General features: G+C 63.1%; 1 protein-coding gene. It reads left to right on the plus strand.

Annotated features, from left to right (window positions below; translation table 11 throughout):
• Window positions 1-214: immunoglobulin-like domain-containing protein (locus JFU11_RS27960; RefSeq protein WP_201062766.1), on the plus strand; the 214-nt coding region annotated here is incomplete at both ends.

A 214-nucleotide genomic window follows, 5' to 3' on the forward strand; every position in this document is an offset into this window, starting at 1 on the left:
TACCTCGACCGTAAACCTCACTGCGACCAGCACTGTAGCCGAAGGCGGCACCGTGGTTTACACCGCGTCCATCAGCGCACCGGTCACCGGTTCGCCAGTCGTTGTCACCCTGTCCAACGGCCAGACCATCACCATCCCGGTCGGTTCGAGCAGCGCCAGCGTGAATTTCACCGCGCCGAACGATGCACTGACCGGTGGTGGTTCGCTGAGCGTG

The organism is Pseudomonas sp. TH37, assembly GCF_016650735.1.
GTDB classification, from domain to species: Bacteria; Pseudomonadota; Gammaproteobacteria; order Pseudomonadales; family Pseudomonadaceae; genus Aquipseudomonas; species Aquipseudomonas farris.